Raw genomic sequence first — 15,220 nt, forward strand, 5'->3', positions numbered from 1 at the left:
ATACGCTCCCGGCTCTGGACCGGGAGCGTCAGGCGTAATGCGCTAAACTCAGTTCTTGTTTATGAAACGGAACTTGAACTGGTTGTCGGCGCGCTGGACGAGTTCGACGTTATCCGCGACACCCCAGGCAAGGCCCTGCTGGTGGAGCGGAATGTAGTAGGCGTTGTCATGGCTGATCTTGTAGGCTTCCGCGATCAGGCCATCGCGCTTTTCCGGGTCGATTTCAACCAGCACTTCGCCGGTGAGCTTGTCGATCTTCTCATCACAGAAACCGCCGAGGTTGAACGGAGAACCTTCACCGGCTTCGGTGCGGCAGTTCATCAGGTTCGACAACACGTTCCAGCTGTCGAGCGAACCCGGGGTCCAGCCAAGCAGATAGAACGACGTGTCGAAGCCACCGGACGCAAGAACCTTGGCAAAATACTTTGCTTTCGGCTGTGCGTTCAGATCGACCTTGATGTTGACGCGTGCCAGCATGGCGGCTACCGCCTGGCAGATGGCCTCGTCATTGACGTAGCGGTCGTTCGGGCAGTCCATACCAACGGTGAAACCATCCGCATAACCGGCTTCGGATAGCAGCTTCTTCGCATTTTCCGGATCGTATGGATAGCGCTCGAATTCAGATGACTTGGAAAACAGGAACGGCGAAATCATGATCGCGGACGGCGTTGCCAGATCCCGCATGACCTTGTTCTTGATCGCCTCGATGTCGATCGCCTGGTAGAACGCCTTGCGGACTTTCTCGTCTTTGAACGGGTTCTTGCCCTTCACGTCCGAATAGAGCAGTTCGTCGCGCGTCTGGTCCATGCCAAGGAAGATCGTGCGCAGCTCTGGTCCGGTCAGCGCAACGGTTCCGGCATTGTCGTTGATGCGTTTGATGTCCTGAACCGGGATCGGATAGACCATATCCAGTTCACCCGACAACAACGCAGCAACACGAGTTGCGTCGGACGGGATCGGTGTGAATTCGACGGTGTCGACGTTGTGCTTGATCTCGTCCCACCAACCGTCGTTTTTCTCATAGTCCGTCTTTACGCCTGCCTCATGGCTGACAATCTTGAACGGACCGGTGCCGTTCGCATTCAAGGACGAATAATTCGGTGTGGTGTCGGATGCGGACGTGACCTTGACCGCGTCGTTCTCGGTCGTCCACTCCTTGTCCATGATGTAGAACGTGTCCCACTCATAGTTCAGGATCGGGTTCGGGCCGGTCAGCACGAAGTCGACCGTGTGGTCGTCGACGATTTCCACCTTGGCGTCGGCAGGGACGCGTGTTGTCAGGTCGGACCCTTCCGAGCGGACCCGGTCGACTGAAAAGGCGACATCTTCAGCGGTAAAATCGTTGCCGTTGTGGAACTTGACGCCTTTGCGCAGATAAAAACGCCAGCGGTTGGGTTCGATGATTTCCCAACGTTCAGCCAGTGCAGGCTCGATGGCGAGATCCGCCCCACGACGCGTCAACCCCTCATAGGCATTGCCGAGCGACGACAGGGTGAAGGTTTCGTTGAGGCTGTAGGGATCGAGGCCGTTCAAACTGCCCTGGAAGGCAAACTTGAAGGTTTCTGCCTGTGCAGCAGCCCCTGTCCCCGCGGCCAGCAGCGCGGTAAAAATCAAAGTCTTCTTGTTCATTTTCCCCTCGTTTTCCCGTTTCCGGAATGCTTTTTTTACTTTCTCCGTACCCCCTCAACAAGGGTAGGACCGTTCGTCGATTGCGAACTATGACATTGTAACCGTCGGTGTTCAAACCCGGTCAGAATTGTTTTTGGGATAATCCGGCAAGCAACTGGTCCAAAAACGTCGCACACCGGTCCAATTCCACAAGTTCGATATATTCGTCCGCCTGATGAGCCTGGTCGATCGAGCCCGGACCACAGACGACTGTCGATAGTCCGTGGTTCTGAAAAATTCCGCCCTCGGTCGCGTAGACAACCACGTGACGCCCATTGTCCCCCGTCAGGCGCCGGACTTCGGTTTCCGCACGGCCATCCGGCTCCTCCGAAAGGCCGGGAACATAGGCCAGATGCTCGACGTCGATCGAACAGTCCGCCGAAATCTCCAGCATGTCCGGCAGAACATGATTTTCAATGTAAGTCTGGTAGGCGTCGATCCAGGCCTTTGTACTGTCGCCCGGCAGCAGCCGGATATCGGTGGCAAATTCGCAATGCTGTGCCGTAATATTGTGTGCTTGCCCGCCTTTGATCACTCCGCTGTGCAGCGTTGTGTAAGGCGGTTCGAATGGACAATCGGGATCGGCCCCGGCCTTGTTTTCGGCGGTTCGGGTGTCGAGCCATGTGATCAGTTTGGCAGCCGCTGAAATTGCTGAAACACCCCGGTGCAACTGGCTGGAATGCGCCGGGTGCCCCCGAATTCTGGTTTTGAAGACTGCTATTCCCTTATGTCCGGTCACCACTTTCATATTGGTTGGTTCGCCGACAATGGCGAAAGACGGTTGCGGTTCTTTCGCCAGCAGATCACTGACGAGTGGTGCGGCACCGAAGCAGCCGATTTCCTCGTCGTAGGAAAGAGCAATGTGGATGGGTTTTTCAAGATCGGCGGCCAGAAAATCCGGAACCTTGGAAAGTGCGGTCGCCGCAAATCCCTTCATGTCGGCAGATCCGCGCCCGTAGAGTCTGCCATCAGATTCCCAGGCGGTGAAGGGATCCCGAGACCAGTTTTGGCCTGCAACCGGCACCACATCCGTATGTGCGGACAAAACAACGCCACCTTCGACTGCAGGCCCGATCCGCGCATGGAGCGCAGCTTTTGTTCCGGTCTCGTCGGGCACGCGCGTTGACGCAATGCCATGCTCGCCAAGATAATCTTCAACAAACGAAATGAGGTCGAGGTTGCTGCGGTCTGAAACGGTGTTGAAGGAGATGAGTTTCTCCAGCATTTCCCGTGGCGTATAACGGGTATTCACAAAGGCTCCAGTGCTCGTTTCAGGCGAAGGCAGTCACTCAACCTTCGGGAATTTTGACAGTATCTAAGCTGTTCACGGCGAAGATTTGCAAGGGAATTTCTTTACCTCTGACATTGATTTCAGCGTTTTCTGCTTCAAGGATTTCCGCTTCAGCGGCATCTATGACCGCTTTCGAAACAACGAGAAAACTGCCATGCGTCTTGTTTTCGGTTTCAAGCCGGCTTGCCGTGTTGACGACGTCCCCGAGGGCAGTGAGTCCTCCACTTGCTCCGGCAACTCCGATTCTGCCCAGAATAGCAGGACCCAGATGCAAACCGATTCCCAGCCGGATAGGGTCACTGAATTGCGGGCCTTTTTCAGTCTCGAGCGATTGCATCACCGCCTCAATTCGCTTTGCGGCACGCAACGCCTGCCGAGCGCCCTGTCCCGGATTGTTGTCCATCCCGAATATCGCCATGATGCCGTCGCCGATGAACTTGTCGACAAATCCTCCCTCTGACCGGATCGCACCGGAAGCCTGATCGAGATAACTGTTCAGGAGGTGGACCACATCATAAGCAAGCTGGGATTCAGTAATTCGGGTGAAGTTTCTGAGATCGACGAACATGACGACGACTTCCTGCTCGACACCCCAGTAGTAGGCATCCTTGAGGTTCTCGCTGGTCTCGGAAGTCACCTTGACCGGAACGAGCGGCTGCACGCCGAGGTTCTGCAAGGGTCTGATCTGGCAGGCAAGCCTGACCCCCTCATCCGCAGAAATCCGCGTGAGAACAGCCTTCTCGGCAGCTTCCGGCGGGGCGAGTGTTTCTTCTCCCTCGAACACCTTGACGCGGCAGGTGGAGCACCGCGCCCGCCCGCCGCAGACCGAGGCGATGGGCACATCGTTGATCCGGCTGATCTCAAGCAGTGTTGCGCCGGGTTTCGCACGGACCGCGAGGCTACCCGGATACGTGATTGTCAGTCGTCTCGCGCTCAGGCCGATCAGATAGCGGAACAGGATGACCAGCAGGCTGCATGCGATCAGGCCAAAGACCACGGCCCGTCCTTCGATGACGAAAGTTGTCAGCCAGTCGAACTGGGCTTCCGAGACCTTCACCTTTACGTCCTTGGCAAGTTCGAGCCGGCGTGCCCCTTCGATAAAGCCCCATAAAGCGAGCACAGGCATCGCGACCGCGAAGGCAAGAGCGACAAATCTGAGGCGGTAGTACAAAGGGTAAAGCCTCAGCCAGAAGTGCAGTCCGATCATCGAATGCGACCAGACGACGAGCAGAAGAAGTGACTGGGTGACGCCGTGTTCCGGCCAGAGAATGGTCAGCATCTGATGGTAGGTCGGCGCGAAGCCGAAGTTGTTGGCCAACCCCATGGTCGTGCCGACGTGCGGAATAAGGCTCCAGGGGATATAGAACCCAAACACCAGCTGAATGAACTCCCATCGGGGCATCTTGAGCGTGCGTCTCCTGGCGGTGCGCCAGAGCGCAAGCAGCACATGCGTCATTGCGGCGACAAGAAGCAGACTTTCGCCAAACGGGTTGCGCCAGACCTTGTAGTGCCAGATGGATGCCTTCTCCATGGCATCGACGGATATGACACCGAGCGCATGGTTCGAGAAATGACTCAGGCAGAAAACGAACAGGATAAGGCCGCTCCACAGACGAAGGCGCTGTCGCCAGTTCCCCCACGAAGGCGTGGATCTGATTTGACGAGGGGACGGGACTGTCTTGACCGGAAGAGACGGTGATCCAGACGCAGTCATTCGGGTCTCCGGCATTCTTGTGCGCGACGGTGATGGTGCCATAGGCGATCTTGAGAATCTGTGACCCGAGAATGCAGCCGGGTCAAGCCGAGCGGGGGAAAGTCGGTTCCGGGACTTGAAACCATTGCCTCAAATCGTAACTTTCCTGCCAGCAATCCGGTCGGGAAGGGAATCTCATGAAAGTCTACGGCATCAAGAACTGCGACACGGTCAAGAAAGCCCGGAAATTTCTTGAAGAGGTCGGGGTCGATTACGAATTCCACGACTATAAAAAGGACGGTGTGAATGGTGACAAACTGGCGGAATTCGTTAGCGAATTCGGTTGGGACACTGTTCTCAACAAGCGTGGTACGACCTGGCGGAAACTTGACGAAGCGACCAGGGATGCCGTGACCGATGCCGACAGTGCCGTGGCAGTCATGATCGAGAATCCGTCGGCCATCAAGCGCCCGATCGTGGAAGGAGCCCGCAAGAATTTTATCGGCTTTGATCCGGTTTCCTGGGAAATGGCCCTGGAAATGGGAGAGTTGAAATAGGCACACCTCCGGGAACAGGCCGATTGCAGATCGTTCGCCCGGATTTTCAGCCGGGCTACCAGGTCCGGCGCGGACCTGTATCGATGTGAAAGTGGCCGGAAGAGTAGTGTTTGTAGCCACCAACCTCCGGCTGGGCCTTAAGGTAGGCGATCACGGAGGAGGGGTCGGCGCTGACTGAAAAGTCCACAGCCTTGCAGTTCAAGTGATAGGATTTGCGTGCTCCGCCCTTCCGCCAGTTTTCCAGCCACCAGCGTTTGGTGGAGTGAACGGTAACCTTGCCGTAGCGGTCTGCGACCCGGTTGAGGACTTTTTTGAGCTGGCGCGGAACGCACCACGATGAATCGTCGTATTCGATTGAATTATGGGATGCGGTTGCCCATCCCATGCCGGTGACCCCTGCAACTGTGCCGCAGCCGGCAAGAGTGACGGTAAACCCGATAAAGAATATCCAGGCGAAGAGGCGCTGACGCATGACGGGCGGGCCTTGTCGAAAGTGTTGCGATGTCCCCCACGTGAATGTTCCTGCAATTTGATTAAAATTGTGATGAAAAACATGGTTAACGCGACCAAGAAACAAATGTTTCAGATTGGACTATCATCTGATACATTTGTTGCAAACATAACCCGATCGCATACCGATCACTGTCCGGATCAGTCGCCATGTCGCATGTATTCCCTCGTCATACCAAAGCCAATCCGCCCGTCGCAGCATCGGGAGATGGGTGCTATATAATTGATAAAAATGGGAAAAAATATTTCGACGGATCAGGTGGTGCCGCTGTCTCCTGCCTTGGGCATTCCGATCCGGACGTTACACAGGCAATCAAGGATCAGGTGGACAGGATCGCCTTCGCACATACCGGATTTTTCACGACGGAACCGGCGGAAAAGCTCGCGGATCTGCTCGTGGCAAGGGCTCCGGGAAACCTTGACCGTGTCTATTTCGTTTCGGGAGGGTCCGAAGCCGTTGAAGCGGCGCTCAAGCTCGCCCGTCAGTACTTTCTTGAAAAAGGCGAACCTTCCCGTCACCGGGTAATTGCGCGGCGTCAAAGCTACCACGGCAATACGCTTGGCGCGCTGGCAACAGGTGGCAACCAGTGGCGACGTGAGCCATTTTCACCGCTGATGATCGAAACGTCCCATATTGCTCCATGTTTCGAATATCGCGGTCGCAGAGAAGCTGAAACCGCTTTTGAATATGGCCAGAGGGTCGCCGGCGAACTGGAGACGGAAATCCTTCGGCTGGGACCTGAAAACGTGATGGCCTTTGTCGCCGAACCGGTCGTCGGTGCCACGGCAGGAGCGGTGCCTCCCGTTGAGGGATATTTCAAGCGCATTCGGGAAATCTGCGACACATATGGCGTCCTGCTGATCCTCGACGAGGTGATGTGCGGCATGGGCCGTACCGGAACGCTGTTCGCTCACGAGCAGGACGGCGTTTCGCCAGACATTCTGTGTATTGCCAAGGGGCTCGGCGCCGGATACCAGCCCATCGGTGCCATGCTGTGCACCGATGAAATCTACCGGTCGATCGAAGACGGGACCGGCTTCTTTCAGCACGGTCATACCTATATCGGTCATCCGACAGCCTGTGCGGCCGCCTTGACGGTATTCAAGAAACTCGACGGAGGTCTTGTCGAGAGAGTTTCGCCGATGGGTGACAAGCTCGAACAGGAACTGAACGATGCCTTCGGGCAGCATCCTCATGTTGGCGACATTCGTGGTCGCGGGCTGTTCCGCGGTATTGAAATTGTCGAGGACAGAAGCACCAAAACCCCGTTCGACCCCGCGCGCGGGATCAACAAGTCCGTGAAGAAGGCGGCTTTCGACGCCGGTCTGATCTGTTATCCGATGGGTGGAACGGTTGATGGTGTCCGTGGCGATCATGTTTTGCTGGCGCCGCCTTTCATAATTGAAGACAGCCACGTCACGGAAATCGTCGACAAGCTGGATCGTGCCTTCAGGTCCGTTTTCTGACCCTGTGCGGGAATGTTGCGAACAGGTATTCCGAATATTAAAATTGCTTAACATTACGCGAAGTTAAATTGAATAAACATCGCTGAACACCATTTCTGAAGAAGCAAAGCTTAGGAGGTGAAGGTGATAGATAATTCAACAGAAAACGGCGAGAGAATTACTGCAGATCAGATAGATACAACCTTCCTGAATCGGCTTGCAGCGGGTTTCGTCGCCATGATGAACAATATGTACGACGTTGCAAAACAACGTTTGCCGCAGAGTAGCGGAGATGAAGAAGCCAAACTCGAAGCGTCGTCGAAAAAGCGGTCCGCCTATCAGGGTTTGGCAGACGATCGCCCCGTGGAGTTTGACGAAGGATACGGTTCCGGAGGTTACCGCGGTTCGGAACGGTTTCACCACTTGTCTCACTAGCGCCCATCAATTGAGTGTTGGATTCGACCGGCGCGCTTTCTTCTGCTGACCAGGCGGCTTGTGTGCAACGGTGTACCCGACCACAAGCGCAAGCCAACGCAGTCAGCAGGAGAAAGAGCCCGGCCCTTCGGGTGCCGGAAAGCAACGCATCGGCAGCGTTGCGCCACTTGACCGATGCACCGCATCGCCCTTCGTGACGCGCCTTGCCGAGTGACCTGCTTTCCGGCATCAAACGAACGAACATTCAATGGATGCGCTCCCGGATCGCGTCGGCACCAAAAGTGTCGGCCCGAGCGTTCGAAGCTGAGCAATTTCAAAAACGCGGCGCCATAATATCTCGTTTTGGGCTCGTTAGTCGTCCGAACCGATCAGGACCGCTTCAGGGCAATGCAGGCCGTCCCTGCCGAGTTCCGAAACGACCCAGTCCTGGAACAGGCGAACTTTGCGGCTGTTCTTGTTTCGCGGCGGATAACTCAGCGCCCAGGATTCATCATCCTCTGCACATACCAGGTCAAAAGGCTGAATGAGCTGACCTTGCTGCAAGGCCTGCCTGCAAAAATAAGGCGTTAGAATTGCAACACCCTGTCCCGCGATGGCCCTGTTGGCCTCAAGTGCCTGGGAACCCATGCGCGATGTCGGCCATTTCGTCAGATCGGCATCAGGAAGTCCTGCCGCACTGAACCAGGTGCGCCACCAGGGGTCGTCCGGGTCGATTATCGGAAGCTTGAGTAAATCCGCGGGCGTATTTATGCCGCCAATGCCCTGTGCAAGCTGAGGTGCAACCAGTGGTGTGAATTCAGCGGCGATCAGCGGAATGAACAAATTGCCCTTCGGAGGAGGGTAACAAGCGGAAATCGTCACGTCCGCCTGGTCGAACTTGGGCTTCTCCCAGGGGCCGTAGGAAACCAGCCGCACGGCAATGTCGGGGTTTTGCATCTGAAAGGAAAACATGCGGGATGCAAGCCAGTTCACGGCAAAGGTCGTGTTGCTCGAAACGACCAGTTCGCTCGCGTCTGCATCCTGCACGTCCTGGAAAGTCTGCCGCAATCGAGAGAAGGCCTCGACGACTCCCTCGGCAAGAAGGGCTCCCTTTTGTGTCAGATCGATCTTGCGTGTTTTCCGTTCAAAGACCGCAAAACCGAGTTTCTCCTCCAGCAGCTTGATCTGGTAACTGACGGCCGCTTGTGTCAGTCCAAGCTCGTCCCCGGCTTTCGTGAAACTCAGGTGTCGGCTCGCTGCTTCAAAGGCACGGATCGCGGAAAGAGGTGGGAGGTTGAGCGTCATGCATAAATTTCCCTTATGCATAGATGACAAGATTTCGTTGGTCAGACGGGTTCCGGAAGCCGATATGTAACTCACAAATATGTGGAGTTACAACAATGTCAGATCAAATTTGTTGCACACAAGATGTTGCCGCCCGCAAGAGAGAAAGGAATTTCTCCCTAGTTAAGCTTATTCAAGCTTTGGTGGGTTCGCGGCGAACGAACAAACGCCGCCGGGTTAATCTGACTGATTTGCCGCCTGAGTTGATGAAGGACATCGGTTTCGAGGTGCCACCGCGGGGTGACAAATCGCTGGAGCAGCACTGGCTTACCGAACTCGACCGCCTGTCGCGTTAGTATCTGGTGATCGAACCCGTTTGCTGGCCTCGCAGATGGCCGGTTCACTCATCGTAAAACTGGATTTCCATTTCACAGGCGGCATCGCGCAAAGGAATCAGGTCCCGATAGGCACTTGAGTTGTAAAACCGCAGCGCATTTTCCAGGTCCGGATATCGGAATACGGCGGTAACATGCCGGATTTTCTCATTGCCACGCAGCGTCGTCCTGTAAGTGCCCCGCACCACGGTCTCAATGTTGTGGTTCTGCATGAGTTCGGCAGCCTTTCGCACGTAATCCTGAAAGGCCGCGCTGTCTTTGATCGTCGCATAGGAAAAGTTGAGTACAGGCATTTTCATGGCTCTCGTTGCGGAAAGATTCCGGGGTCAGAGGACAAGCGCCCAAACTGTTGCCGCCAGCATGGCAATCGCCATGGCGACTGTAATGGCCCGCATGACAGGTCCGTCCCCGATCAACGTCAGGATGGAGACACCTGCGAGTGCCCAGAGCGAGTGGAAGACCAGACCGCCCAGCATGAATCCTGTCATGAGAATGAGGGCGTTTTCAGGAACACTTAGTGTATTGCCGGCAAAAAATGTCGAGAACGCCACAAGGCTCATGGCCCATGTCTTCGGACTGAGCGGATGGATAAGCAATCCTTCCCAGAAGCTGGGCAGGGACACGTCGCCTCTGGGTTTTATGCTCAAACTGATGATGCGCCAGGCAAGATAGGTCATGTACGCCATGCTCATTACCTTGAAGATCGTAACGATTGTCCCGCCGCCTGCCATTACGTGACCGAGCCCGTATGCCACGCTGAGATTGAGCGCAATGGACCCGACCTGCGATGCCATGATCACCGGAAAGGCCGTGCGGTATCCGGCCGAGGCGCCGATCGCGAGGAAGGTCAGGTTCCCGGGACCCGGAGTTCCTGTCATGACGATCACGAAAACCGCAAAGGCTAACAAAGTGGCGAAGTCCATCGAATGTCTCCAACAATAAATCGATACAATCGATACAAAATAGCGGAGATATTAATTGTCTTGAGATATTGTATCCGTCAATGTAAATATTGTTCCTATGACAATGTGGATTCCGAAGATCGAGGACGCGCAGGGGCCGATCTATCTCGCGATCGCAAATGCGCTGGAGGCCGATATCAACGAGGGTGTGCTGGACCAGGGTGACCGGTTGCCGCCCCAACGTGAGCTTGCCTACCGGCTTGGCGTGACACTCGGCACGATTACTCGTGCTTACGGCGAAGCCGAGCGTCGACGGCTGGTCAAGGGCGAAACTGGAAGGGGAACCTATGTCGCACCCGAAACACACAAGGTGTCACCGCTTGTACCGAAGGAAGACGAACCGGACGTTTGTGATCTGGCCCGGAATTTTGCGTACCCGCATCTGAATCCCAGCCTGTCCGATGGCCTGGTGCGTATGGCAGGGACGGTCGGCATCGACCGGTTGAACGGGTTTGTCCCTTCGGAGGGATTGAAGGCCCATCGGGAAACAGGTGTTCTTGTCTTCAAGGACTATGGCCTGGAGGCAGACCCGGACCGGGTCGCCGTGACCTGTGGGGCGCAACACGGCATTCAGGTGACCTGTCAGGCGTTGTTTCGCAGCGGTGACGCGATTGCTGTCGATCGGTTTACATATCCGTCCATCTTTCCGTCGCTCGCGAGCATCGGATTGAAGGCGGTCTCCGTGCCTGCAATTGTTCGGGCCGACGGCGGCTTTGGAGCCATGGACCCGGACGCCCTGGCACAGGCCGCCATAAGTCACGGCATCAAGGGTGTCTTTTTGATGCCCAATATGCAGAACCCCACAACCCACACCATGTCGGCCGAAGAGCGGGAGGATCTGGTCAGGGTTGCGCGCGAGCATGATCTCAAGATCGTGGAGGACGATCCCTATACACCGTTTTTGCCGGAAACCCTTCCGGCCTTCGGCGCGCTTGCACCTGAACGCACCGCATCGATCGCCAGCATCTCCAAGGTCTGCTCGCCCGGCAGCCGCATCGGTTTCGTGCATGTGCCGGAGTTGTTTGGCAATTCCATTCGCAACAAGATCGGCGAAAGCACGTGGATGGCTTCGCCGATTACCGCCGAACTGATTGCCGGCTGGGTGCGTGAAGGACATCTGTTCAAGACCCTGCGCCTGAAACGGATCGCCAACAGAACCCGCTTCCGCCAAGCGGTTCAAATCCTGTCTCCCTATTATCTCCAGGGTGACACCAACAAGGTTTTCGGATGGTTGCGCCTGCCCGCGCATGTCGATGCCGATGCGGTTCAGGCAGCCCTTGGCCACCAGCGGATTTCTGTGCTTTCGTCGCGTTATTTCCAGTTGCGGGATCATGCGCCGGCGCCCTATTTGCGGATCACTTTCGGCTCCGAAGAGTCCGACGAGCGTTTCCGGCGGTCACTGGAAAAAGTCCGGGCGACCATTGACCAATTGGCCGAATTGCCGGAACTGAGCCGCCCTGTAGGATAGGATCACTTTGACATCCCGGGTTTTCCGGTCAATAAGCAGCCCCCAGGAGACAGGGACGCCGGGTTGCCGTTGACCGATCAACACCCGGACGTTCCCGGGCGCCGTTGGCGAGGTGAAATGGCTTTCTGGCTCACAAAGAACAGACAGGAACAGGCTCGGGTCTGCGATCCGGAAGCAAACCCGTTTGCTGTCTTCGAAGGAGCCGGCCTCGAGATCGGCAACAGACGTATCCTGTCCGATCTGACACTTTCATTGAAGGAAGACCGGATCGGGGTGATCGGATTGAACGGATCCGGCAAGAGCACGTTTGTACGCATGTTGAACGGCCTGCGGCTGCCGGACCATGGATCGCTGAGGCTGTTCGGCGCGGAGGCAGAAAGAGCTGCTCCTGAATTGCCCCGCCATGTCGGATTTGTCTTCCAGAACCCGGATCATCAGGCCATTTTCCCTACGGTCGAAGAAGAAATCGCGTTCGGCCTGACCCAGTTGGGCGCAGACAAGCGGGAAAGCCGCGAACGCGCTCTGGCGTTCCTGCAGGCGCATGGCTGCGAAGCATTGGCAGCATCACCGATTGCCGAATTGTCCGAGGGGCAGAAACAACTGGTCTGCATATTGTCCGTGCTCGTCATGGAACCGCGTTTGCTGGTGTTGGACGAACCAATGACCAGTCTGGATGCACTGGCCTCCCGCAGGATACGCGACAAGATCCTGTCATTGCCGCAGAAAATCGTGATGGTGAGCCATGATCTTGGCCATTTCGAGGGTTTCGACCGAATCTTGTGGCTCGAAGAAGGCCGGCTGCGAATGGACGGATCTCCTTTTGAGGTCCTGAGGGCATTTGAGGCGGACATCTCGCGCAGATCGGGTGTCAAACTGGAGCTGGCGGCGTTGTGATCTCGATCTATCTCCAGGGAAACAGCTGGTTGCACCGAATTCCGGCTGGGTTGAAACTGTTGGCCGTGGCGATTGCCAGCCTGATACTGTTTCAGGTCAAGTCGCCCTGGGTCTTTCTCGCGTGCCTTGCCGTCGTGGCCGTATGTTATGCCTCGCTGGGCAGGCAAGGGGTCGCGCAATTGAAGCTTTTGCGCGGGTTGAGCTATTTTCTTGGCATCTTGCTGCTTTTTCACTGGGTGTCCGGAACCTTCCTGGAAGGTGTCTCGGTCATCCTGCGCCTGCTCGTGCTTGTTCTGGCGGCAAATCTGGTTTCGGTGACCACCCGTCTGGACGATATGCTTGACGCGGTCAAGCCGCTGTTCATGCCGCTTGAATGGATCGGTTTGTCGGCAAGAAAACCGGCTTTGGGCGTTGCGCTTGTGCTTCGGTTCGCGCCTTACATGATGCAGATTTTTTCCAGGTTGAGTGAGGCCTATCAGGCACGCGCCGGAAGCACGAATTCCTGGAAGTTGCTGCCTCCGCTGGCCATTCAGTGCCTGCGCATGTCCGACAATGTCGCAGACGCACTCAGGGCGCGTGGCGGGTCGGAAGGCTTGCCGAGATAAATTTGAAATCATGCGGGTAACAGAAGCCCGCGTTGGGTGAATTCTGAGGAAGCAAGGCGGTCGACAAAGTCGCCTGGCAGACACGGACCAAAACAAAATGGAGGCGTGGAAACGCTATGGCTGATCGTTCGCTGGTTCATATCGCATTCTATGCGGCATTGATCGCTGCACTGGGACTGGTTCCCCCGGTTGCAATTCCGTTTCTGGGGGGTGTGCCGATCACGGCGCAGACGCTCGGTGTGATGCTTGCTGGTGTCATGCTGGGCCCGGTCAGGGGCGGGCTTGCCGTTCTCCTGTTCTTGTTTCTGGTTGCACTCGGTGCGCCGTTCCTCTCCGGTGGCCGGGGAGGATTGGGTGTTTTCGCCACGCCGTCCGTCGGTTTCCTGATCGGTTGGCCGGTCGGTGCTTTTGTTGCGGGCTGGATCATGCGGGCAACTTCCCGCATGAACATTCTTGCCTCGGCAGCTGTTTCCGCAGCAGTTGGCGGGATAGTCGTGGTTTATCTCTTTGGCATTCCGGGCGTCGCCTATATGGCTGGTTTGCCGCTCCTCGAGGCCACTTACCTGAGTGCAATCTACATCCCTGGCGATCTGGTCAAGGTTGCGATCACTGCACTCATCACGCAAACGGTTGCGCGCGGCTTGCCCGGTGCGATCCTGTCGCGTAGCTGATCGCACTCCTCCAGGCGAGGCATTATGGCCTTTGTCGGAAACAGGCTGAAAGACTTCGCAGCCGCACGGCCTGGTGACACGGCGCTGAAGTGCGGTGCCGCGACGTGGACATGGCGGTGCCTGGTGGATGCGATCGGCTCCGTGGAAGACCTCGTCCGACGCGCTACGTCGAGAGGTGGCCGCGTTGCCCTCCTGCTGGACGATCCGGCAGCGCTGCTGATCTGCTTCCTTGCCTGTGCCCGCACAGCGCGGATTGCAATGGTGCTCGACCCAGGCTGGCCGGACGGCCAAAGGACCCGGGTGCTGAGCGCCGTTCGCCCGGAATTGCTGATAGATACCCGCTCCTATTCTCTGGTTCGGCAACAGGCAGTACTCGAAAACGCAGTGTCAGCATTGAATGAACCAGATCCTGCAGAAAACGATCCATTTTACTGTGGCTTTACATCTGGCTCGACCGGCACCCCAAAGGGATATCTTCGAAATCACGGTTCATGGCTCTGGAGTTTTGAGCTTTCCAAAAGGGAATTCGGGATCTCGGACAGGGACCGGATCGTGCTTGCCGGACAACTTACCCACTCGCTTCACCTTTATGGCGCGGTTTGCGGGCTGGCATGTGGTCACGAGGTTGTCCTGACGCCTCGTTTCGACCCCCGCTCCTTACTTGCCGATCTTTCAGGGGATGGTGCGGCGGCCGTGCTTTATGCAACGCCGACACAACTGCATTTTCTGGCGGACGCAGCGGAAAGGCTTGGCCCTGTTGAAACGGTCCATCAGGTGCTGGCAAGTGGTGCCAAGTGGCAGGACCGGGATCGCGAACGGCTTGCCGAAGCTTTTCCAAAAGCACATTTGTTCGAGTTTTATGGAGCGTCGGAGACGAGTTTCATTACGATTTCAGGGTCAGCTGAAAACGCACCACCAGGATCGGTCGGCCGCCCGCCCGCAGGGATCGACATTGTGATCGGGGATCCCGGTGCACCTGTGCCGAGCGGCGAGGCGGGTGCGATCTGGGTGAAAAGCAATCTGCTCTTTTCCGGCTATCTCTGTGGCAACGATCCGCAGACACGCTGGCAGGACGGTTGGCTGACCTTCGGAGATGAGGGATACCTGGACGGGAACGGATTCCTGTTCCTGACTGGTCGTTCCAACCGGATGATTGTGACGTCGGGTTTGAATGTCTATCCGGAAGAAATCGAAGCTGTGCTGTTGTCTCATCCAGATGTTGCCACGGCAATCGTGATTGGATTGGAAGATCCGGTCAGGGGCCAACGACTGGTAGCCGCCGTTCAAATGGGAGTTCCAACAAAACGGGCCGAAGACGTGTTGTTGAGATATTGCAGGACACGGCTCGCGGCCGGCAAGCTG

The 15,220-nt window shown here is 56.5% G+C and carries 16 protein-coding genes (1 of these 16 only partly in view); 9 read left to right on the forward strand and 7 right to left on the reverse strand.

Annotation, left to right across the window (positions count from 1 at the left end; translation table 11 throughout):
* Window positions 1–48 precede the first annotated feature (48 nt).
* From ACO6TI_RS05470 to ACO6TI_RS05480, 3 genes are all read right to left on the reverse strand, one after another.
* Window positions 49–1,629: an ABC transporter substrate-binding protein gene (locus ACO6TI_RS05470; RefSeq protein ID WP_422384499.1), complete on the reverse strand. Its 1,581-nt coding sequence runs from the start codon at window positions 1,627–1,629 to the stop codon at window positions 49–51.
* A gap of 121 nt (window positions 1,630–1,750) precedes the next feature.
* Window positions 1,751–2,920 (reverse strand): acetylornithine deacetylase, encoded by a 1,170-nt coding sequence (argE, locus tag ACO6TI_RS05475; RefSeq protein WP_422384500.1) that lies wholly within the window; start codon window positions 2,918–2,920, stop codon window positions 1,751–1,753.
* Between the two features lie 37 nt (window positions 2,921–2,957).
* On the reverse strand, window positions 2,958–4,673 hold the full coding sequence (locus ACO6TI_RS05480) for an adenylate/guanylate cyclase domain-containing protein (protein WP_209004695.1): 1,716 nt from the start codon (window positions 4,671–4,673) through the stop codon (window positions 2,958–2,960).
* 176 nt (window positions 4,674–4,849) lie between these two features.
* Between ACO6TI_RS05480 and ACO6TI_RS05485 the strand changes: the two genes are divergently transcribed.
* The gene (locus tag ACO6TI_RS05485) at window positions 4,850–5,209 is read left to right on the forward strand and encodes an ArsC family reductase (protein WP_055115464.1); all 360 of its coding nucleotides are present in this window, start codon (window positions 4,850–4,852) and stop codon (window positions 5,207–5,209) included.
* Window positions 5,210–5,264: 55 nt separating this feature from the next.
* Here the strand turns inward: ACO6TI_RS05485 and ACO6TI_RS05490 are convergent, their stop codons facing one another.
* Complete coding sequence (locus ACO6TI_RS05490) at window positions 5,265–5,681, reverse strand: YcbK family protein (RefSeq protein ID WP_055115469.1); 417 nt, start codon at window positions 5,679–5,681, stop codon at window positions 5,265–5,267.
* Window positions 5,682–5,869: 188 nt separating this feature from the next.
* Between ACO6TI_RS05490 and ACO6TI_RS05495 the strand changes: the two genes are divergently transcribed.
* Both ACO6TI_RS05495 and ACO6TI_RS05500 read left to right on the forward strand, forming a co-directional pair.
* Window positions 5,870–7,186 carry an aspartate aminotransferase family protein gene (locus ACO6TI_RS05495; protein WP_422384501.1) on the forward strand — a complete coding sequence of 439 codons (1,317 nt, stop codon included), beginning with the start codon at window positions 5,870–5,872 and terminating at the stop codon, window positions 7,184–7,186.
* Window positions 7,187–7,309: 123 nt separating this feature from the next.
* Complete coding sequence (locus ACO6TI_RS05500) at window positions 7,310–7,600, forward strand: hypothetical protein (protein ID WP_422384502.1); 291 nt, start codon at window positions 7,310–7,312, stop codon at window positions 7,598–7,600.
* 351 nt (window positions 7,601–7,951) lie between these two features.
* On the opposite strand, the gene ACO6TI_RS05505 is transcribed toward ACO6TI_RS05500, so the two are convergent.
* Complete coding sequence (locus ACO6TI_RS05505) at window positions 7,952–8,884, reverse strand: LysR family transcriptional regulator (protein ID WP_281926922.1); 933 nt, start codon at window positions 8,882–8,884, stop codon at window positions 7,952–7,954.
* A 95-nt stretch (window positions 8,885–8,979) separates the two neighbouring features.
* Here ACO6TI_RS05505 and ACO6TI_RS05510 point away from each other — a divergent pair, with 95 nt between their 5' ends.
* On the forward strand, window positions 8,980–9,219 hold the full coding sequence (locus tag ACO6TI_RS05510) for a hypothetical protein (protein ID WP_422384503.1): 240 nt from the start codon (window positions 8,980–8,982) through the stop codon (window positions 9,217–9,219).
* A gap of 44 nt (window positions 9,220–9,263) precedes the next feature.
* Here ACO6TI_RS05510 and ACO6TI_RS05515 read toward each other — a convergent pair whose 3' ends face one another.
* Both ACO6TI_RS05515 and ACO6TI_RS05520 read right to left on the reverse strand, forming a co-directional pair.
* Window positions 9,264–9,551 (reverse strand): DUF1330 domain-containing protein, encoded by a 288-nt coding sequence (locus ACO6TI_RS05515; protein ID WP_055115721.1) that lies wholly within the window; start codon window positions 9,549–9,551, stop codon window positions 9,264–9,266.
* 33 nt (window positions 9,552–9,584) lie between these two features.
* Complete coding sequence (locus tag ACO6TI_RS05520; RefSeq protein WP_196900091.1) at window positions 9,585–10,181, reverse strand: LysE family transporter; 597 nt, start codon at window positions 10,179–10,181, stop codon at window positions 9,585–9,587.
* Window positions 10,182–10,278: 97 nt separating this feature from the next.
* Here ACO6TI_RS05520 and ACO6TI_RS05525 point away from each other — a divergent pair, with 97 nt between their 5' ends.
* The 5 genes from ACO6TI_RS05525 to ACO6TI_RS05545 form a co-directional block, all read left to right on the forward strand.
* A complete protein-coding gene (locus tag ACO6TI_RS05525) occupies window positions 10,279–11,688 on the forward strand; it encodes a PLP-dependent aminotransferase family protein (protein ID WP_208992663.1) in 1,410 nt (469 codons plus the stop codon).
* A 117-nt stretch (window positions 11,689–11,805) separates the two neighbouring features.
* The gene (locus ACO6TI_RS05530) at window positions 11,806–12,582 is read left to right on the forward strand and encodes an energy-coupling factor ABC transporter ATP-binding protein (protein ID WP_104703109.1); all 777 of its coding nucleotides are present in this window, start codon (window positions 11,806–11,808) and stop codon (window positions 12,580–12,582) included.
* Entirely contained in the window at window positions 12,579–13,187 is a 609-nt protein-coding gene (locus ACO6TI_RS05535) for an energy-coupling factor transporter transmembrane component T family protein (protein WP_422384504.1), read from the forward strand. The genes ACO6TI_RS05530 and ACO6TI_RS05535 overlap by 4 nt, the downstream gene beginning before the upstream one ends.
* Before the next feature lie 116 nt (window positions 13,188–13,303).
* Window positions 13,304–13,858 carry a biotin transporter BioY gene (locus ACO6TI_RS05540; RefSeq protein WP_104703107.1) on the forward strand — a complete coding sequence of 185 codons (555 nt, stop codon included), beginning with the start codon at window positions 13,304–13,306 and terminating at the stop codon, window positions 13,856–13,858.
* A 24-nt stretch (window positions 13,859–13,882) separates the two neighbouring features.
* On the forward strand, window positions 13,883–15,220 hold the 5' portion of the coding sequence (locus ACO6TI_RS05545; RefSeq protein WP_422384505.1) for an AMP-binding protein. 105 nt of this gene lie beyond the right edge of the window; only the first 1,338 of its 1,443 coding nucleotides appear in the window; its start codon is at window positions 13,883–13,885; its stop codon lies off the right edge, out of view.

It is taken from the genome of Roseibium album (assembly GCF_965233825.1).
Lineage (GTDB): Bacteria > Pseudomonadota > Alphaproteobacteria > Rhizobiales > Stappiaceae > Roseibium > Roseibium album.